Origin of the sequence: Micropruina sp., from assembly GCF_047606365.1 — a bacterium.
In the GTDB taxonomy this organism is placed as follows: Bacteria; Actinomycetota; Actinomycetes; order Propionibacteriales; family Propionibacteriaceae; genus Micropruina.
On the sequence record NZ_JASGEN010000014.1, the window covers coordinates 1 to 17596 of the forward strand.

Sequence of the window (17596 nt, forward strand, 5' to 3'; positions counted from 1 at the left end):
CTCGTATAAAGCGCGCGAGCCCCCTGCCAGGGACTGAAAAACAAAAGCAGAAGTAGGGCGAGCCAGCGCACGGGCGGGACGGGGTGCAGCCCACTCCGCGGAACCCAAACCCGACCACAGAGACCCGACCACAGGAAACAAGGGCCTCGACAAGCTCGACCAACGGTGACCAAGAGAACCGTCCCCGGTGACCAAGAGAACCGTCCCCGGTGACCGAAAGAACCGTCCCCGGTCACCGGGTGGTGACGACTACTGCCCGCCCTCCTGGTCGAGCAGCTTCTGCAACTCGGCGTCCAGCTCATCGGGGACCACCTGGTGGCCGTGTTCGGCGTAACCCAGCGGATCGTCGAGGTCGGCCGAGGTGGGGATCAGGTCGGGGTGATGCCAGGCCGCGTCGCGTGCCTCGGCGCCCCGGGTGGCCCGGACGGCTGCCCACAGGTTCGCTGCGTCCCGGGTGCGGCGGGGCCGCAACTCCAGGCCGACAAGGCTCTTCAGGGCGCTCTCCGCGGGTCCGCCGGCAGCTCTGCGGCGCCGGACGATCTCGGTCAGCGCCTGCCCGTTGGGCATCCAGCGGGTCATGGTGTGGCCGACCACCTCGTCCACCCAGCCCTCGACCAGGGCCAGCAGTGTCTCCAACCGCTCCAGCACCTCGGCCTGCTCGGGCGTCACCGCCGGCTCGAACAGCTTGCCGGCCAGTGCCTGCCCGGCGCGTTCCAGGTCGTCGGCACTCATCGCCGCGCTCAGTTGCTGCTCGATGGCCTGCTCGAGCGCGGAGGTGTCGATGGTGATGTCGCGGGCGTAGTGCTCGACCAGGGCATGCAACTGCGGGCCGAGCCAGCCGACCGCGGCGAACAACCGCTGCCGCGCCGACTCGCGCAGTGCCAGGAACAGCAGCACGTCCGACGGCGTCACCGATTCGAGTTCGGCACCGAACGCCTCGATGTTGCTGGGCAGCAGCGCGACCTGCGGATGGGTGCCCAGCGGCAGGCCGATGTCGCTGACGCTCAGCACCTCGGCGGACAGCCGGCCCACCGATTGCCCGACCTGGGCGGCGAACATGCCGGACGCCGCCGCGCGGACCATCGGCTTCATGAACTCCTCACCCGGCCCGGCCTCGCGCGACATCAACGCGCCCATCGCCGCGGACAGGCTCGTGACGATCGGGTTGCCGAGCTTCCGCCAGGTCTCGAAGGTGCCCTCCACCCAGTCGGCGCGGCTCCAGGCCACCGCGGGCGCGCTGAGCCGCGGGAAGCTGATCGCCTCGTCCAGCCACAGGTCGGCCAGGCCGACGGCGTCGCGGACCTGTCCGGCCTGGGCCGCGGACGGGGTCTGATCGGCACCCAGCGATGCGGTCACCCGGCGGGCGATGTCCTTGGTGAAGGTCCAGTTCATCCCGCTGTTGGCGTCGGTCGGACCGAATCCGGCCATCTGGGTCTGGAACTGCGCCATCACCCCCTGCAGACGCTGGGTGAGTGCGGCCATGTCGAACTCGCCGTCCGGGCCCGGGGTGATGCCGAACTGGGCGAGGAACTGGGCCAGCGGGTTCTCCTCGGGCGGCTGGTCGCCGGCGGGGAGGTCCGGATCGTTGGCCATGGGTGGGCTCCTGTGGTCGAGGGACTGGTTCGCCGGACCACCGGCCCGGCGCGGTACCACCCCATTGTCCCGCACCCGGCAAGGAGTCGGCACCGGGCGCCTGGCACGAGTCCGGTAGGGTCATCGGGTGACCAAGCAGACCTGGACGGCCGCCGTCTCGGCACTGCTGTTCGTGGCCTTGGCCGCCGTCGTCTCGCTCACCCCGGTGCCGTTCGTCAGCTGGTCGCCGGGTACCACGGTGAACCTGTTCGAACCGGTCGACGGCCAGGCCCGCGTCGAGGTGGAGGGCATTCCGACCCATCCGACCACCGGCGAACTGCGCCTCACCACCGTCTCGGTGACCCGCGCCGACAGCCAGCTGACGTTGCCCGAGGCGCTGCTGTCGTACTGGCTCTCGGCGCGCGAGGTGCTGCCGCGTGACGCGGTGTACCCGGCGGGCGCCAGCGTCGACGAGATCCGCGCCCGCGAGGTGCAGATGATGGACAACTCGCAGTCGTCGGCGGTCGCGGCGGCACTCCGCGCGGCCGGTCAGCAGGTCCGCGAGTACCCGATGGTGGTGGGCGTGTCGAACGGCAGCCCCGCCGACGGCAGGCTCAAGCCGGGCGATTTCATCCTGCAGGTCAACGACAAGGACGTCAGCACCACCGACGATGTGAGGGCCGCGATCAACAAGGTGGCCGTGGGTGAGGCGATCCTGTTCAAGATCCTGCGCGACCGCCAGGAACTCACCCAGACGATCATCACCGCCGCCTCGAACGCGAACCCGGCGCAGCCCGTGGTCGGGATCAACCTGACCATCGGCTACTCCTACGAGCCCCGGGTGACGTTCCGGATCAGCCCCGATATCGGCGGGCCCAGCGCCGGCCTGATCTTCGCTCTCGCGATCTACGACATGGTCACCTCCGGCGACCTGATCGCCGACCGGTCGATCGCCGGAACGGGCACCATCACCGGCGACGGCAAGGTCGGCGCGATCGGCGGCATCCAGGAGAAGATCGCCGGCGCCGAGGCCGCCGGGGCCACCATCTTCCTGGTGCCCGCCGAGAACTGCGCCGACGTGCAGGGGGTTTCCACCGCGGTCCGGCTGGTCCGGGTGGCCACCCTCACCGATGCCATCGCGAGTCTGCAGGAACTGAAGGATCCGGCGAAGGCCGGCAGCGTGAGGGGTTGCGTGTGACGTCCGATGCTCTGATCGCCGCACTGATGGAGATCGAACGGCACGTCGGGGGAGTCGGCTGGGACCAGCCCGCCCGGCTGTTCGCCCTGGTGCCCACCGCCGACCTGGTCTCGGCCGAACCGCAGCTCGCCGAGCACCTGACCGGCGGCCTCGACCCCCAGCCGGGCCACCTGTCCGCGATCGAGCAGGACGGCTTCGCCGGCGGTGCCGACCTGGGCGAGGCGCTGGCCAGGATCGCCTGGCCGGACACCGTCGCCGGCGTCGCGCTCAGCCTGGAGCGGTTCTTCCTGCCCGGTGCTGCGGACGCCGGCCTGGGTGAGGGCGCTGCGGCGTCCGAACAGGTCCGGAGCAACCCCGAACGCCAGGAGATCCGGGTCGTCGTCGGGGCGACCAGGGCCGGCGATTCCTACGGCGTGGCCCGGATCCGCAGCCATCCCGACGAGTTGTTGTCGAGCACTGATCTGGTTCCCGGGCTGGCCGCCGCGCTGGCACGTACATTGGACTGACACCGAACAAGGAGACCCCGCGTGAGCCTGCCTGCAAGTGTCCACCGACGATCGCCGCTGTTGTTGACCTTCGGCATTGCTGCCGTGCTGGTCATCCTGTTCGCGGTCTTCACCCAGGTGTGGACCGACAAGCTCTGGTTCGACTCAATCGACTTCGGGGTGGTGTTCTCCACCCAACTGTGGACCCGGACGGCTCTGTTCCTCGGCGTCGGGCTGCTGATGGCCGTGCTGGTCGGCGGCAATATGTGGCTCGCCATCCGGCTCGCCCCGCCGCCCCGGCAGCGCGGTGAGAGCGCAGTGCTGGACGCCTACCGCAAGCTGCTCGAGCACAACGCCAAATTCGCCGTCGCCATCCCCGCGCTCGCACTCGGTGTGCTGGCCGGCATGTCGGCGGTCACCGAAACCCTTCCGGTGCTGAGCTGGATCAACGCGGTCCCGTTCGGCCAGGTCGACCCGGTGTTCGGCCTCGACTACAAGTTCTACGTCTTCGAACTGCCGATCTGGCAGGCCTTCCTGTCGTTCCTGCTGACTGCGGTCGCGTTCAGCCTGATCGGCGCCGTGGTGGTGCACTTCACCACCGGTGGGCTGCGCGCGGTGCGTGCCACCGGCCGTCCGCAACTCAGCCAGGCGGCCCGGGTGCATCTGTCGGTGCTGGCCGGTGTGCTGCTGGTGCTGTACGGCCTGCAGAGCCTGCTCGATCGGTACGCGATGCTGCTCACCCAGGGCACCCTGTTCACCGGCATCCACTACACCGACGACCACGCCCGGCTGGGTGCCAAGCTGGTGATGGCGGTGATCTCGTTCCTGGTGGCCGGCCTGTTCTTCATCAACCCGATCCTCAAGCGCGGCATCTACCCCGCCGCGGCGCTGGTGCTGATGGTGATCTCGGGGCTGATCCTCACCCTGATCTACCCGGCGATCGTGCAGTCCTTCGTGGTGGCGCCGAACCAGCCGGACAAAGAGAACCCGTACATGCGGCAGCACATCGACATGACGCGGCAGGCGTTCGGGATCGCCGACACCGAGATCACCTCCTATGACGCGGTCACCCAGGTGCGGGCCGGGCAGCTCAAGGCGGACGCCGAGGCGCTGCCGGGCATCCGGCTGATGGACCCGGCCGTGATTGGGCCGACCTTCGAACAGTTGCAGCAGGTGCGCGGCTACTACACGTTCCCCGAGGCCCTGGACGTCGACCGCTACATCATCGACGGCAAGGAGACCGATGTGGTGGTGGCCGCCCGCGAGATGAACCTCGGCGGACTGCCCGACCAGAACTGGAACAACATCCACACCGTCTACACCCACGGCTACGGCCTGGTGATCGCCTACGGCAACCGCCGGCAGAGCGACGGTCAGCCCGAGTGGATCGTCCGGGACATTCCGCCGCAGGGCAAGCTGCCCGACCACGAATCGCGGATCTACTTCGGTGAACAGTCCACCCAGTACGCGATCGTCGGACGCGAGCAGGGCCAGGAGCCGATCGAGCTCGACACCCCGAACGGCAAGTCGAACGTGTACTCCGGCAAGGGCGGCGTGCCGATCGGCGACGCCTTCACCCGTGCCCTCTACGCCGCCAAATTCATGGACTTCAACCTGCTGCTGACCGACCGGGTGAACAGCCAGTCGCGAATCCTGTACAACCGGACCCCGAAGGAGCGGGTGCAGGAGGTGGCGCCCTGGCTGACCCTCGACTCGAACATCTACCCGGCGGTCGTCGACGGCCGCACGGTGTGGATCGTGGACGGCTACACCACCTCGAGCAGCTACCCGAACAGCGAGCTGGTGAACCTGCGGAACTCGGCGGCCGACACCCAGTCGCGGGCCGTCGGCACCCAGGTGGACGCCAACATCAACTACATCCGCAACTCGGTGAAGGCCGTTGTGGACGCCTACGACGGCACGGTCGCGCTGTACGCCTGGGACGAGACCGACCCGATCCTGCAGGCGTATTCGCGGGCCTTCCCCGGCACAGTGCAGCCGAAGAGCGCGATCAGCCCCGACCTGCTCAGCCACCTGCGCTACCCGGAGGACCTGTTCAAGGTGCAGCGCGAGATCCTGGGCCGCTACCACATGACCGACCCGTACACCTGGTACGCGCAGTCGGATCTGTGGCAGGTCCCGAACGACCCGGTCAAGGCCAGCACCGATGCCAAGGAGCCGCCCTACTACTTGAGCATCAAGTGGCCCGAGGACAAGAGCCCGGTGTTCAGCCAGACCACCGTGTTCGTGCCGAAGAACCGCTCCAACCTGGCCAGCTACATGTCGGTGGTCGCCGAGGCGACCAGCCCCGACTACGGCAAGCTGCGGGTGCTGCGGATGTCCGACACCCATCAGATCGACGGCCCCGGCCAGACCTTCAACGCGATCAACACCGACCCGAAGGTGGCCGAGAAACTGCGACCGTTCCTCAACCAGGGTGCGGCCTCAGCCACCTACGGCAACCTGTTGACGTTGCCGATGGGCAACGGCCTGCTTTATGTGGCGCCGATCTACACGATGCGTCAGGGCAACACCGGCTCGTACCCGGCGCTGGCCTTCGTGGTCGTCCGGTTCGGTGCGCACGTGGGCATCGGCAACACCCTGCAGCAGGCGCTCGACGAGGTCTTCGAGGGCAGCGCGGGTGCCACCACCGGTGAGCAGCCGAGTGCCTCGCCCTCGCCGTCCGGCACGGGTAGCCCCTCGCCGCAGCCGTCCGGATCGGCGCAGCCGGCCGGGCCCGCCGCGATGGCCAAGCTCGACGAAGCGCAGAACGCCTTCGTGGCGGCCGACGCCGCACTCCGCAAGGGCGATCTGGCCACCTACCAGAGCAAGGTGAACGAGGCGAAGGCGGCACTCGCCGAGGCGCTCAAGCTGATGGGCCGCTGAACCGGTCGGTCACCTCTGTGGCTACCCGGTATAGCCCTCCCTAACTATCTCTGCCCTCCCACATGCGGGAGGGCAGAGATAGTTAGGGAGGGCTTTGTGGGGCAGGGGGGTTGGGGCGGACGGCGTCCGGACGGGGACGTGTCGGTCGGTAGGTTGGTGGGCCGCTCGACCGGAGGGACCAGATGAACCACACTGCGCAGGCGCCGTTGCGGGCGCTGTGGGAACGGCAGCGACGTTTCCGGCCACGCTTCATCTGGGCCGTCATCGCCTCCACGGTGAACAAGGTCGCCGACGTGTTCCCCGAACTGTTGATCGGTGCCGCGGTCGATGTGGTGGTGCGCGGCGACGCGTCCCTGGTCGGCACGCTGCTCGGCGTCGAATCGCGTCCGATGCAGTTGGTCTGGCTGGCTGTGATCAACGGCGTGGTCTGGGTGATCGAGTCGGCCTCGGAGTACATCGCCGACGTGCTGTGGCGTGGGCTGGCCCAAGGGGTCGAGCACGAACTGCGGGTCGAGGCCTACGACCATGTGCAGCACCTCGATGTGGCCTGGCACGAGGCCAGGCCGCAGGGCAGCACGCTCGCCACCCTCAACGACGACGTCAACCAACTGGAGCGCTTCCTCGACGTCGGCGCGCCGGCGTTGCTGCAGACCGCGCTGAACGTGCTGCTGGTCGGCGCGGTGTTCGCGGCGGCCTCGTGGCAGTTGTGGCTGCTGGCGTTCCTGCCGATCCCGGTGATCGTGGTCGGTTCGCTGCTGTTCCAGCGTCGGCTCGAGCCGCTCTACGACGGCGTCCGGGCCAAGGTCGCCGACCTGTCCGGGGTGCTGGCGGCGAACCTGGCCGGAATCACCACGATCAAGGCGTTCACCGCCGAGGATCGGGAACGACGCCGGGTCGAGGAGGTGTCCGCCGCCTACCGGCAGGCGAACCTGTCCGCCATCAAACAGTCGGCGGCGTTCGTCCCGCTGGTCCGGATGGCGATTCTGGCCGGCTTCACCTGCACCCTGCTGCTCGGCGGCTGGGCCACCCTGAACGGACAGCTTGAGATCGGCCTGTACTCGGTGCTGGTGTTCATGACCCAGCGGCTGCTCTGGCCGCTGACCGAAGTCGCCGAGGTGCTCGACCTGTACCAGCGCGGACGTGCCTCGACCAGCCGCATCCTGGCACTGCTCGACGTGCCGATCACCGTGCCCGCCGGACGCCGTTCGTTGCCGCAGCCGGTTCGTGGCCGGGTCGAGTTGCGCGGCGTCCGAGCCGGTTACGTCGACGGTCCGGACGTGCTGCGCGGCATCGACCTGGTGGTGCCGGCGGGGGAGACCCACGCCATCGTCGGGTCCACCGGCGCCGGCAAGTCATCGCTGCTGCGACTGGTGCTGCGCTTCGACGATCCGCGCGCCGGTGCGGTGCTGCTGGACGGCGCCGACATTCGTGATCTCGACTGGGACTCGCTGCGCGGATCGATGGGCTACGTCTCCCAGGACGTGTACCTGTTCTCGGGCAGCATCGCCGACAACATCGCCTACGGTAAGCCGGACGCCGGCCGCGACGAGATCCGGAGCGCGGCGGTGGCCGCGGCCGCCCTGGACTTCATCGACGCACTGCCCGACGGGCTGGACAGCTGGGTCGGTGAGCGGGGAATCACCTTGTCCGGCGGACAACGGCAGCGGCTGGCGCTGGCCCGCGCGTTGCTGCGCGACCCGGCCGTCCTGGTGTTGGACGAGGCGACCAGCGCGGTGGACAACGAGACCGAGGCGGCCATCCAGCGTTCGCTGCGCGACGCCACCCAGGACCGGACGGCGATCGTGGTCGCCCACCGGCTCTCCACCGTCCGGCACGCGCACCGGATCTGGGTGCTGGACGCCGGCCGCATCGTGGAGTCGGGTACCCATGACGAGCTGGTCGCGGCCGGCGGCAACTATGCCGCGCTGTGGGCGGTGCAGACCGGCGAGGCGGCCCGCACCGAGTAGGCCCCACTGTGGGTTGAGCTTGTCGAAACCCGCACTGTTGGTTGAGCTTCTCGAAACCCGGACCCTCATGAGCGCCGCATCATGCGAGGGGTCTCGACAAGCTCGACCAACGGAGGGCGGGCTGCTCGGGTGAGGTCTCGACAAGCTCGACCAACGGCGACAGGCGAGGCCGTCCGGGCGCTGAGAGGGCGTCGGACAGATCAGTAATCTGATGTAGGTTAGGCTTACCTAAGCAAAGGTTCCCATGACTCTGACTTCATCTGTGCTGACCCATGCCCTCCGCCGCCCGCAGCCGCCCGCGCAGCCGCGTCCGTGGGGGATGTGGGCTGCCCTGGTGCTGTCCGCGGCGACGCTGATCGGGCTGGCGGTTCCGGTCCTCGGCTGGGCCGCGGTGGCGTTCTGGGCGGTGGTGCCGGGGCTGCTGCTGGTGCGGGCGTTGCCATCCACCGGGCTGCCGGTGCTGGGCCTGGTGCCGGCGTTGAGCGCGTCCGTCACCGTTCTGCTCTCCACCGTGTCGCTGTGGGTGGGGCTGTGGCCGCCGAGGCTGGTCACCGCGATCGCCGCCGGGCTGGCGGCGGGCTATTCCGCCATGTCGCTGAGCCGTCCGTCCTGGCCGGCGGTCGCGTTGCCGTCCGGACGCTGGGCGCGGATCGCGCTGGGCATGGTCGCGGTGTCGCTGCTGCTCTGGCTGCTCTCGCTGCCCGGGATCGCCGGCAACCGCACCGGTGCCGCCTTCGGTCCGCTGGTCGCCACCCCCACCTTCGCGGTGTCGCTGCTGCTCGCCGTGCTGGCCTTCCTGGTCGCGCTGCGGTTGCGGCACGTCGGCCTGCTCTGGACGACGCTGGCGCTGACCTGCCTGATCGAGCGCGGCACCGCGCCGCTCACCCTGGACGCGCCGTCGGTCGACTGGGCGTACAAGCACCTCGGCGTGATCGACCTGATCACCACCACCGGCACCCTGCACCGGGGCCTCGACATCTACCAGGGCTGGCCCGGCTTCTTCGCCGCGATCGGCTGGGTGAGCGTGTCCAGCGGCGTGTCCGCGTTCGCGATCGCCTCGTGGTTCACCCTCGCGGTCACCTTCGCCGGCGTGTTCGCCATGTACACCCTCGGAAAGGCGCTGCGGTTCTCGACCCCGTCCGCGCTGGCCGCCGCGATGGTGGCGCTGGTGGTGAACTGGGTCGCCCAGGACTACTTCTCGCCGCAGGCACTCGGTTACGTGCTGGCGATCGTCACCGCCGCTCTGGTCGTTCGGGCCCGGACCAACCGGGTGGCCGGTGTGCTGGCGGTGGTGGTGTTCGCCGCGCTGGTGGTCAGTCATCAGCTGACCCCGTTCTGGCTGCTCGGTGCGATCGCCGTGCTGATGGTGTTCGGACGGGTGTCGTGGCGGCTCGCCGCCGTCCTCGCCGCGGTGGCGCTGGGCCAACTGGCGGCCAACTTCGAGATCGCCAGCGCCTACGGCCTGTTCACCGGGGTGGATGTGCTGGCCAATGCCAAGACCGGTGCCGCCGCCGACCTGGGCAGCCTGGCCCTCACCGTGCACGGCGTCAGCAACCGGATCGCCACCCTGGGCCTGTGGGCGCTCGCCGCCGCGCTGTCGGTGGCCGCCTTGGTGCGGCAGCGCTGGGCGCGTTGGCGTCGCGGTCCCGGGCTGGTCATCGCGGTGCTGGCCTTCTCGCCGTTCGGCATCCTGCTGGCGCAGAGCTACGGCGGCGAGGCACTGCTGCGGGTGATGCTGTACTCGATTCCCGGCTGTGCCCTGCTGGTCGGCCCGTGGCTGACCCGGCTGCTGGCCGGTGATCTGCGGCGTCGGATCGCGGCGGGGCTGGTGCTGGTCATCCTGGCCGCGGCCGGGGCGCAGGCCTATTTCGCCACCTACTACCACTACGCGGTGACCAAGGCCGAGTACCAGGCGCAGGCGCTGCTGGAGCGTGGCGTCCCGGGTCGCGCCTACCTGAGCCCCGGATCGGCGTTCTGGCCGGTGCGGGCCAGCGAGGCGTACGCCTGGCGGCTGACCGACGACTGGGAGTACGACCGTCCGCTGCAGAACGAGGGCGACGGGCTGCGTTCGGCCGACTACCTGCTGGCCCTGGAAGCCCACCTGGAGAACCGCAGCGCACCCACCTTCGCGCTGTACGGCCCGCGGATGGACGCCTACGCCGACTACCGCGGCATCGCCCCGCTCGGCACCGTGGACGCCCTGCGCGAAACCCTGCGGCATCGGCCCGGGTGGGACGTGGTGATCGACGCCGACGGGGTGACCGTCTTCCGCTACACCCCCGTCCGGACTCGCACCCAGGAGGCGGCGACATGGCATCCGTGACCGAGTCGGTGAGCGACGACTTCGCGCCCATCCGGTGCGTCACCTGGGCCGTCGAGGATACGGTGGACGACGCTCTGGCGCCGAATGCGCAGGGCCGGCTGTTCGTGCTGGGCACGGTGGGCGGCTGGCCGTCCGCCATGGTCGATGCCCGGGCTGATTCGGCCGACGGCGTCGCCGACCTGGTCCGGCGGAGCGTCGCCGAGGGGAGCGTGCGTGCGCCGTCCGGATTCATCGCGGAGCGCACAACCCCGACTCCGGTGACCGTGGTGGTCTGCACCCTCGGACGCGAACCCCGGCTCACCGAAACCATCGAGGCACTGCTGGGCCAGACCCACGCGGCACTCGAGATCGTGGTGGTCGACAATGACCCGGCCTCAGGGCGGACGCCGGCGCTGCTCACCGGCATCGACGACCCGCGACTACGGATCGTGACCGAACCGCGGCGCGGGCTGTCCGCGGCCCGGAACACCGGGCTGGCCCAGGCGAGCCACCCGATCGTCGCATTCACCGACGACGATGCGCTGCCCGCCGCCGACTGGGTCGCCACCCTGGCGGCGGTGTTCGACACCGACCCCGGCGTCGATTGCGTGACCGGCCTGGTGCTGCCCGCCGAGGTGGCCACCCGGACCCAACTGTTCTTCGAAGAGGCCGGCGGCTTCGCCAAAGGCCTTCGCGCCGTGCACTGGCGTCGCGACGGCGGCGGCACCGCGCTGGGCACCGAGGCGGGGCCGGAGGGCATCGCCTTCCCGTTCGACGGCGGTTTCGGTTCCGGCAACAACATGGCCTTCCGGGCCGCGGCGCTGCATGAACTGGGTGGTTTCGACGAAGCCCTGGGGGCGGGCTCGCTGACCCGCGGCGGCGAAGATCTGGACGCCTTCCAGGCCGTCTACCTGGCCGGCGGCACCGTGGTGTACTGGCCGGCCGCGCTGGTCCGGCACCACCATCGCGCCGATCACGACGCCCTGGTCGAGCAGTTGCACGGCTACGGCGTCGGGATGGCCGCCGTTGTCACCAAGCGGTTCCTGAGCTCGCCGGCCACCGCGGTCGGCGTGCTCCGCCGGCTGCCGGGCGGGCTGCGGCTGCTGCTCGATTCCCGGTCGGCGAAGAACCACGGCAAATCGGCGGCCTTCCCGGTCGAGGCGACCCGGGCGGAACGGCGCGGCTATCTGGTCGGGCCGGGTGCCTACCTGCGGGCCCGTCGCCGGGCCCGCCGACGCTCGGCGGTGGCCGCCCGGTGAGCGACCATGCGCGATCGGGGAATGACCACACCCCACCGTGGAACGACGACACCCGGCCGAGGAACGATCACCCCGGTCAGGCCGGCGGCCACCCCCACCAAGGAAGTGGCGACCATACGCAGTCGCGGAGTGGCGAGCGTCGAGTGGCGCGCCGCCGTCCGTTCGCCCTGCTGGCGATCGTGCTCGGCGTGGCGCTGATCGCGGGCGTGTTGGCGATCACCCGTCCGTGGCAGCCGAAGCCGGTGCGGCTGGTGGTGCTGTCCGATTCGCTGTCCGAAGGCATGGGCCAGGTGACGGCGCTGCAGAACACCTGGCCGCATCTGGTCGGCGCCCGGTTGCGGGCCGAGCGCGGCGAGGCTGCCCAGGACGGCGGCACCTGGCTACCGTCGTCCGTCAACGGCGAGATGTTCGGCTTCCGGACGGGTACCGCCGGGGCGGGTGCGTGGGCTGCGACCAACAAGGTCGGCGTGCCCGGCGCGATGGCCGGCGGCACCGTCACCTGGCAGCTGGCCGGCTTCGACAGCGCGACTGTGCAGGTCTTCGCCGAGCGTCCGGGTGAGCTGTTCACGGCGTCCAGCGGCGATCAGCAGGTCGGCTTCACCAGCCCGGACGCCGGACTGCACAGCTTCACCGTGGACTCCGTTGCCGACACCCTCACCGTGCGCGGTGACGGTGTGGTGGTCGGGGTGCTGGGTCGGGCCGGCCACGGTTCGGTCGAGGTGTACAACCTGTCCTGGTCGGGCAGCAGCACCAACGACTGGCTCGGCTGGCTGGACCGCCCCGCGCTGCTGCCGTTGATCGAGTCGATCGATCCGGACGTCATCGTGCTGTCGCTGGGCGGCAACGACTACTGGCAGGGCGGTGACCGGGACCGTTTCGCCGCGCATCTGCGCACCATCCACGACCGGGTCGCCGCGGCCGCGCCACGGGCGTCCTGGGTGTTGGGCACCCAACCGGTGCCCGACCAGACACCGGCGCAGGACTGGACCAGCTTCCAGCAGATCACCGAGGACTACGCCGAACGCCTCGGCGCCCCGGTGATCGACCTGGCCGGACGGATGCCGGGAGCCGCCGCCGAACCCCAGCTGTACTCCTGGGACCGCACCCACCTGACCGATGCCGGCCACGCCTTCATCGCCGGCATCGCCGAGCCCGCGATCGAGGAAGCGCTGCGATGACGGGGATCCGACGATGAGCGCACCCACCACCACCGCGCCGGTCAAGGCTGGCTGGCGCGCCCGACTGAGCCGGGCCACCCTCGAACTGGACGCGCTGGCGCTGACCGCCTCGACCGGCATCACCGCCCTGCTCGGCCTCGCCTACTGGACCATCGCCGCCCGCGGCTTCCCGATCGGGGAGGTCGGCCGGGCGTCCGCGATCGTGTCGGCGGCGACCGCGCTGGCGACGGTGTCGAACCTCAGCCTGGGCGGCATGTACGAGCGGTTCCTGCCGGTCACCGGACGCGACACCCGGCACTACCTGCTGCGGGGCGGGCTGGCGACCGCCGGCCTGGCGCTGCTGCTGGGCTTCGGCTTCCTGCTGGTGGGCCCGACTCAGCGGCTTTTCGTGCACGACTGGGAGTGGCTCGGGTTCCCGTTGCTGGTGCTGACACTGGCCCAGTTCGCGCTGCTCGACAACACCCTGGTCGGGTTGCGCCGGGCCCGCTGGGCGGCCGGCAAGAACATCATCCACGCGGTGGTCAAGCTGGGTCTGGCGGCCGGGGCGGCGCTGCTGGTGCTGGTCGGTGGCGAATCGCTGGTGATCGCCTGGGCCGCGCCGGCGTTGCTGCTGGTGGTGCTCTACCTGCCTGTCGTCTGGCGGCTGTGCGGGACGGAGCCGATCACCCGGCTGATGCCGTCGCTGCCTCCACGTGGTGAGCTGTGGTCGTTCTTCGGCAGCAGTGTCGGGATCATGGTGGTCGGTGCGCTGGCGCCGCTGATCATTCCGCTGATCGTGGTGGATCGGCTCGGCCCCGAACTCAACGCCTGCTTCACCATGGCCTGGACACTGTTCTCGGCGCTGGCGTTGCTGCTCGGCACGGTCGTCGGGCCCTACATTGCGCAGGCCTCCAGCCCGGGGGCGGATGTGCGCCGGCTGACCGCCCGGTTCACCGGCATCCTGCTCGCCCTGTCCGTCTCGGGTGCGGTCTTCCTCTGGTTCGGCGCGCCGCTGCTGCTGGGTCTGCTGGGCGAGCGGTATGCGCTCGAGACCGAATCGTTGGTGCGGCTGATGGCGTTGAGCCTGCCACTATCGGTGGTCGGCATCCTGTACGCCGGGGTGGCCCGGGTGGCCCGCCGGCTGCGGTTGGCGATGGCCATGCAGATCCTGACCGCCGTGGTCGCGGTCACCGGCACGGCGCTCACCATCGGACACTTCGGCCTGGACGGCATCGGCTACAGCTACCTGGTCATCGAGGTGGTGACCACCGCGATCCTGATCGGCCCGGCCTGGCGGATGATCCGGCGGCTCACGTGAGCCGACCGCTGGTCACGGTGCTGATGCCGGTGCACAACGGCGCCGACCATCTGGGCGGGGCTTTGGTGAGCGTGTTCGCGCAGGACTTCGCCGATTTCGAGTTGCTGGTGGTCGACGACGGCTCCACCGACGCCACGCCGGCGGTGCTGGCCGGTTGTGCCGATCCGCGGCTGCGGGTGCTGCGGCTGGAGCGCACCGGTCTGGTGGGTGCCCTCAACCGCGGCCTGGAGGAGGCCGGCGGCGAGTTCATCGCACGGCTCGACGCCGACGACGAGATGCTGCCGGGCCGGCTGACGCGGCAGGTGGAACGGTTCCGGCACGACCCCAAACTGGTGGCCTGCGGCAGCGACTACCTGCTGTTCGGTGCCGCGTCCGGCCTGGTCCGGACGCCGCACCGCGCCCAGGACTGCCGTGCCCATCTGGTGTTCGGGTCGCCGATCGCGCATCCGGCGGTGATGCTGCGGGCCGACGCGCTGCGCGCGCACGGCGTCCGGTATCGGGCGGAGTATCCGCATGCCGAGGACTTCAAGCTGTTCAGCGAACTCGCCGCGATCGGCAAGCTGGAGAATCTGGCGGAGCCGGGCTTGCGGTACCGCATCCACCCCGGCCAGGTCAGCCAGGTCGAGGCCGGGCCGCAGCAACAGGTGCAGCTGCGGATCTGTGCCGAGAACCTGGCCGCGCGCGGAGTGTCGGTGAGCGTCGAGCAGTTGGGGCGGCTGCTCTGGCCGACCGGTCGTGGCTGGACGGCGGCGCTGCGGTATGCGGTGCTGCGGCTGCCCGTGGTCGTGTGGCTCGGCGTGCGCACCCACGGGCTGGCCGGTCTTGGTCAGGCGTTGCTGATCGGACGCGAACGGATCCGGACACTGCTCAACCGGCCCGCGGCGTCCTGAACCAGGCGGACGCTGCCACCGCGAGCAACATCCACGTGGCCGCATAGCCGAACGCCACCGTGGGGGAGATCGCCGTGTACAGGATGCCCGCGACCGCCGTCCCGACCAGGTTGCCGAGAGCTTGGACGCCGCCCACGACGCCGAACCCGCTGCCCCGAAGCCGATCTGGCAATGCCCGTGCGACAAGGGCTGATTCCGCCGTCTCGGCGAGCCCGATGCCGGCTCCGGCCAGGACGAAACCGGCTGCGGCGATCAGCAGGCCCGGTGCCGCGCTCGCGAAGCACAGGTAGCCGACCACGTAGGCCGCCGCACCGGTGGCGAACACCCAGCGCGGCCCGGACCGGTCCAGCCAGACCCCGCCGAGCAGCGCAACCAGCGCCGCGACCGCGTTGTGCACCGCATACAGCCCGATGGCGACCGACGCCGCGCCGGCCGTGCCCGCGACGGCGAGCTGCTCGGTGGCTCGCAGGATCAGCATCGTGGTGGCGAGGTTGCCGCATTCGAAGAGCACCACGGGAAGCAACGGACGTGCCAGCCCCGTCTCCCAGAGACCGCGAAGATCCAGCCGCACGCCCCCGGTTGCATCGCTGTCCGGGCGCGCCCCGGCATCCTCCCGACCATCGTCATCCCGGTGCACGCCGGGATCTCCGTTGCCACTCGAGGCGACAACGCGACGTCCGGGCCGCCCCGAACCGTCATGTAGACGCCTGGCTTCCCGGGCCGCAACGGTGATCGCGACCGCCGCCAGGATGCCGGGAATGAACGCGAACCAGATCGTCGGACGGATGCCGATCCAGGCCACCAGTCCGGCGGCCAACAGCGGACCGACCACCGCGCCCAGGTTGTCACCGGCCCGCTCGACGCCGAATGCGCGTCCGTAGCTTCGTCGCTGGGCCAGCGAACTGAGGAGTGCGTCCCGGGCGGGGGAGCGGAAGCCCCGAGCGGCCCAGGCGAGTGCGCGGAGCACGCCCACCTGCCACACGCCGGTCGCCGCCCCAATAGTGCTGGTGGCAGCGGCGGTCACCAGGTAGCCGCCGGTGGCCATCTTCCGCCGCCGGGCCGGGTCGTTCGCCAGCGGTCCGCCGATCACCTTCGTGGCACCGGTGAGTGCGTCGCTGACACCTTCGATCACACCCAGTGCGGCCGCCGATCCGCCGAGCACGCCGGTCACGAAGCTGGGTAGAACGCTGGTGACGATCTCGTGACCGGCGTCGGAGAAGAAGCTGGCCGCGCCGACGGAAGCGACGCCGGGTGTCAGCCAGCGCTTCGTGTCGGACGCGGGGCGGCCCTCGTTGCGGCCGGTCATGCGATGTCCAGCCAGACGCCGATCACGGTCACTGCCGCGCCGCCGAGGGTCATCGCACAGGCCCAGATCGCCCGCCGTCCGGCCAGCACGCCGCCGAGCAGCCAGCCGAACACGCCGAGCATTCCGACGGTGAGGGCAACCACCGTCCAGGAGGGGCCGGGCAGCGTCGCGCCGAGGGCGAGCGGGATGAATGCGCCGGCGAGGCTCGCCCCGGCAGCGACAGTCATCGCCAGGAGCGATTCGTGGAATGCACGGCGACCGAGGTTGGTGGCCGCCAACTGCCCGCGGACGGTCAGGTTGAGTTGTCGTGCGGCGCGGACCAGCGAACTGCGCCGTTCGGCGTAGTCAGCGACGAACATGGTGAATGTCGCGGTGACCAGGGTGGCAATACCGACCCGCAGTGCGAGCAGCAGTGTCGGCCCGTCACCGTTGCCATGGAACAACGCGCCGCCGGCAAGCGTGAGTGCGTTCAGCATGCCGTCCGTGACGCCGAGGACCAGCGGCAGGGTGGGCACCGCGCGGGCCACCCGTTCGATGCCGGAGTTCATCGGACGCGCAGGACGCGTTCGATGATCCGGTCGCCGGCCACCACCTCGTCCACGCTGTGCAGCACGGCACCGACGTGCTCGATGGCTCGGAAGAGCGCCTCGGTGTCGATGTCGTCGCCCTCGACGGTGATGTCGGTGCCGATCGTCTCGACGTCGATCTCTGTCACCGTGATGTTGACCGCACCCACCCCGGGGACATTCTCGATCGCCCGGGCGAGCGTGATCAGGTCGGGCCGGTCGACCACCTTGTCGACGTCAAGGGCCAATCGTCGGATGGGCATGACGAACCTCCGTGTTGTGCAACATCGGTAGGCCCATCAGCGGTGTGCGGTTCGAACCAGCTGGTTCCGGCGGGGTCCATCGCCGTGCGGTCACTATAGCCACCGCGTCAGACAAGCGCGTGGGCATCGGCGGCCCTTCCCTACGCACCTACTTCGGTGCTCCCCGCAGGTGAAGCTCTGTGCACCGCCGTTGGTCGAGCTTGTCGAGACCCATGGGTGACCGAGGGGACGGTTCTTTCGGTCACTGTTGGTCGAGCTTGTCGAGACCTTTGTTCTGTGGTCGGGTTCTTGGTGGTTGGGTTCTGTTCCGCGGAGTGGGCTGCACCCCGTCCCGCCCGTGCGCTGGCTCGCCCTACTTCTGCTTTCGTCCTTCAGACCCTGGCAGGGGGCTCGCGCGCTTTACGCCCGACCTACCCGGACGGGGTGC

13 protein-coding genes are annotated in these 17596 nt (G+C 70.1%); 9 read left to right on the forward strand and 4 right to left on the reverse strand.

Features of this window, described 5'->3' with window-relative positions; genetic code table 11:
• Positions 1–249: 249 nt before the first annotated feature.
• Positions 250–1593, reverse strand: a complete 1344-nt coding sequence (locus QM624_RS02310; protein WP_415088492.1) for a zinc-dependent metalloprotease — start codon at positions 1591–1593, stop codon at positions 250–252.
• A gap of 127 nt (positions 1594–1720) precedes the next feature.
• Here QM624_RS02310 and QM624_RS02315 point away from each other — a divergent pair, with 127 nt between their 5' ends.
• The 9 genes from QM624_RS02315 (at position 1721) to QM624_RS02355 (ending at position 15034) form a co-directional block, all read left to right on the forward strand.
• Positions 1721–2770, forward strand: a complete 1050-nt coding sequence (locus QM624_RS02315; protein ID WP_415088493.1) for a PDZ domain-containing protein — start codon at positions 1721–1723, stop codon at positions 2768–2770.
• The gene (locus QM624_RS02320; protein WP_415088494.1) at positions 2767–3276 is read left to right on the forward strand and encodes a PPA1309 family protein; all 510 of its coding nucleotides are present in this window, start codon (positions 2767–2769) and stop codon (positions 3274–3276) included. Before QM624_RS02315 ends, QM624_RS02320 begins: the two co-directional genes overlap by 4 nt.
• A gap of 21 nt (positions 3277–3297) precedes the next feature.
• Positions 3298–6141, forward strand: coding sequence for a UPF0182 family protein (locus QM624_RS02325; protein ID WP_415088495.1), 2844 nt, complete (start codon positions 3298–3300; stop codon positions 6139–6141).
• 182 nt (positions 6142–6323) lie between these two features.
• Positions 6324–8108 (forward strand): ABC transporter ATP-binding protein, encoded by a 1785-nt coding sequence (locus QM624_RS02330; RefSeq protein ID WP_415088496.1) that lies wholly within the window; start codon positions 6324–6326, stop codon positions 8106–8108.
• 244 nt (positions 8109–8352) lie between these two features.
• A complete protein-coding gene (locus tag QM624_RS02335; protein WP_415088497.1) occupies positions 8353–10431 on the forward strand; it encodes a hypothetical protein in 2079 nt (692 codons plus the stop codon).
• The gene (locus QM624_RS02340) at positions 10419–11669 is read left to right on the forward strand and encodes a glycosyltransferase family 2 protein (RefSeq protein ID WP_415088498.1); all 1251 of its coding nucleotides are present in this window, start codon (positions 10419–10421) and stop codon (positions 11667–11669) included. Before QM624_RS02335 ends, QM624_RS02340 begins: the two co-directional genes overlap by 13 nt.
• Before the next feature lie 143 nt (positions 11670–11812).
• Positions 11813–12847, forward strand: coding sequence for an SGNH/GDSL hydrolase family protein (locus tag QM624_RS02345; protein WP_415088499.1), 1035 nt, complete (start codon positions 11813–11815; stop codon positions 12845–12847).
• 13 nt (positions 12848–12860) lie between these two features.
• The gene (locus tag QM624_RS02350) at positions 12861–14144 is read left to right on the forward strand and encodes a lipopolysaccharide biosynthesis protein (RefSeq protein WP_415088500.1); all 1284 of its coding nucleotides are present in this window, start codon (positions 12861–12863) and stop codon (positions 14142–14144) included.
• Positions 14141–15034: a glycosyltransferase family 2 protein gene (locus tag QM624_RS02355; protein ID WP_415088501.1), complete on the forward strand. Its 894-nt coding sequence runs from the start codon at positions 14141–14143 to the stop codon at positions 15032–15034. The genes QM624_RS02350 and QM624_RS02355 overlap by 4 nt, the downstream gene beginning before the upstream one ends.
• Here QM624_RS02355 and QM624_RS02360 read toward each other — a convergent pair.
• The 3 genes from QM624_RS02360 to QM624_RS02370 are packed head-to-tail and all read right to left on the reverse strand — an operon-like array spanning position 15012 to position 17169.
• Positions 15012–16340, reverse strand: coding sequence for an MFS transporter (locus QM624_RS02360; protein WP_415088502.1), 1329 nt, complete (start codon positions 16338–16340; stop codon positions 15012–15014). The two genes, QM624_RS02355 and QM624_RS02360, sit on opposite strands and share 23 nt — an antisense overlap.
• Positions 16337–16888 carry a hypothetical protein gene (locus QM624_RS02365; RefSeq protein ID WP_415088503.1) on the reverse strand — a complete coding sequence of 184 codons (552 nt, stop codon included), beginning with the start codon at positions 16886–16888 and terminating at the stop codon, positions 16337–16339. Before QM624_RS02365 ends, QM624_RS02360 begins: the two co-directional genes overlap by 4 nt.
• Entirely contained in the window at positions 16885–17169 is a 285-nt protein-coding gene (locus tag QM624_RS02370) for a DUF211 domain-containing protein (RefSeq protein ID WP_415088504.1), read from the reverse strand. The genes QM624_RS02365 and QM624_RS02370 overlap by 4 nt, the downstream gene beginning before the upstream one ends.
• Positions 17170–17596: the final 427 nt, after the last annotated feature.

Excerpts from the sequence above, each read along its gene's own strand:
- QM624_RS02310 (WP_415088492.1), bottom strand. The coding sequence starts at position 1,593 with ATGGCCAACGATCCGGACCTCCCCGCCGGCGACCAGCCGCCCGAGGAG.
- QM624_RS02330 (WP_415088496.1), top strand. The coding sequence starts at position 6,324 with ATGAACCACACTGCGCAGGCGCCGTTGCGGGCGCTGTGGGAACGGCAG.
- QM624_RS02335 (WP_415088497.1), top strand. The coding sequence starts at position 8,353 with ATGACTCTGACTTCATCTGTGCTGACCCATGCCCTCCGCCGCCCGCAG.
- QM624_RS02340 (WP_415088498.1), top strand. The coding sequence starts at position 10,419 with ATGGCATCCGTGACCGAGTCGGTGAGCGACGACTTCGCGCCCATCCGG.
- QM624_RS02350 (WP_415088500.1), top strand. The coding sequence starts at position 12,861 with ATGAGCGCACCCACCACCACCGCGCCGGTCAAGGCTGGCTGGCGCGCC.
- QM624_RS02360 (WP_415088502.1), bottom strand. The coding sequence starts at position 16,340 with ATGACCGGCCGCAACGAGGGCCGCCCCGCGTCCGACACGAAGCGCTGG.
- QM624_RS02365 (WP_415088503.1), bottom strand. The coding sequence starts at position 16,888 with ATGAACTCCGGCATCGAACGGGTGGCCCGCGCGGTGCCCACCCTGCCG.
- QM624_RS02370 (WP_415088504.1), bottom strand. The coding sequence starts at position 17,169 with ATGCCCATCCGACGATTGGCCCTTGACGTCGACAAGGTGGTCGACCGG.